This is a genomic window from Streptomyces graminilatus (assembly GCF_001418565.1).
Lineage (GTDB): Bacteria > Actinomycetota > Actinomycetes > Streptomycetales > Streptomycetaceae > Streptomyces > Streptomyces graminilatus.
In genome coordinates this window covers 1-1318 of sequence record NZ_LIQQ01000826.1, presented here as the reverse complement: position 1 = coordinate 1318, position 1318 = coordinate 1, and the positions used below count along the sequence as shown (strand labels likewise).

At 71.9% G+C, this 1318-nt stretch carries 2 protein-coding genes; both read left to right on the top strand.

The features are described from left to right. A partial coding sequence (locus AOK08_RS41925) for a hypothetical protein (RefSeq protein WP_079054589.1) occupies positions 1 to 648 on the top strand: 648 nt, incomplete at its 5' end. Between the two features lie 109 nt (positions 649 to 757). Continuing rightward, a partial coding sequence (locus AOK08_RS41920; RefSeq protein WP_055535827.1) for an HNH endonuclease family protein occupies positions 758 to 1318 on the top strand: 561 nt, incomplete at its 3' end.

Genomic DNA, 1318 nt, shown 5'->3' with positions numbered 1-1318 from the left:
ACCGCCCGCTACGGCGAGCTGGGCCGCCAGGCCGAGGCGGAGGACACCGAGAACGAGGCGGCCGGGCAGTCCGGAGAGAGCGATCCGGCGCGCGTCCGCCCCAACGGCTCGGTCACCACTCAGGTCCGGTTGGCGTTCCCGGCCGACGCCGGCGGTCAGCGGGTCACCGTGACGGCGGAGACCACGCAGGAAGGACTGGCTGAACCGGAGTTGCTCTTCTTCGAGGGCGCGCTGCCCGGCCGGGCCACCGCTGCTTCGTCCGAGACGCCCCGGGCCGGCAGTCCTGGCGGGCAGGGAGTCACACAGCTGGGGCAGTGGCACGCCGACTCGGTCCGCCTCTCGACGGTCTCCGTAGTCGGCAGCGGCAGCACCCGGACCGCCGAGCTCGAGCTGAGCGTGGCGAACCGCGGCGCCGATCCGATGACGGGTCTGGGCACCACCCTGCGCGTCTTCACTGGCCAGGACCTGCACCTGGCCGCCACGATCCACCCGGTCTACGGCTACCACGACGCCGCCATCGCTCCTCGCCGCACCGCCACCCAGACCGTCTCCTTCCGGGTTCCGAAGGCCGCCGTCGGCGGCCCGTTGACCATCGAGGCCGTCGGCACGGACGGGTCCCGTGTCACCTTCGAGGGCCGGCTCGGCTGACCCTGCCGGCATCGGCTCGAGGAATCTGCCTGCGGCGTGTCACACCGGCCCTCGCCCCGGCACCTGTAGGAGTTGACGGCGCTCTTCGCGACATGAACAGGAACACCACATGGCTCACCGCCCTCACCGCCTCCTCGGTGCCGGCCTCATGCTGGCCGGCGTCCTGGCCGCCTCGGCATGCGACCCGCCGACCGCCTTGTCCACGAACGCCGGTGCCGCCCCGGCGGCTGCCGGCCCGGACGCCTCGGCGGTGACGGCCGAGCTCAACGCCCTGCCCGTGCGGGTGCATTCTTCCCTTGCCGGCTACTCCCGGGAGGCGTTCGGACCGGCCTGGAGCGACGAGGGATCCGTCGAGCTGGCTCAGAATCATTGCCCGACCAGGCAGGACATCCTCTCTCGCGACCTCACGGATGTGGTCCGTGCTCAGGACGGGTGCACCGTCGTCTCCGGTGTGCTGCACGACCGGTACACCGGCGAGACGATCGTGTTCCGCCGAGGGCCGACGACCTCGCTCGCGGTCCAGATCGACCACATCGTGCCCCTCGGACTCGCCTGGCAGTCAGGAGCCCGGGATCTCACCGCGGCGCAGCGCCTGGATTTTCGCCAATGTCCCTCGAATCTGGCTGCGGTCTCGGGGCCGGCGAACGCCGCGAAGGGCGCCAAGGACGCC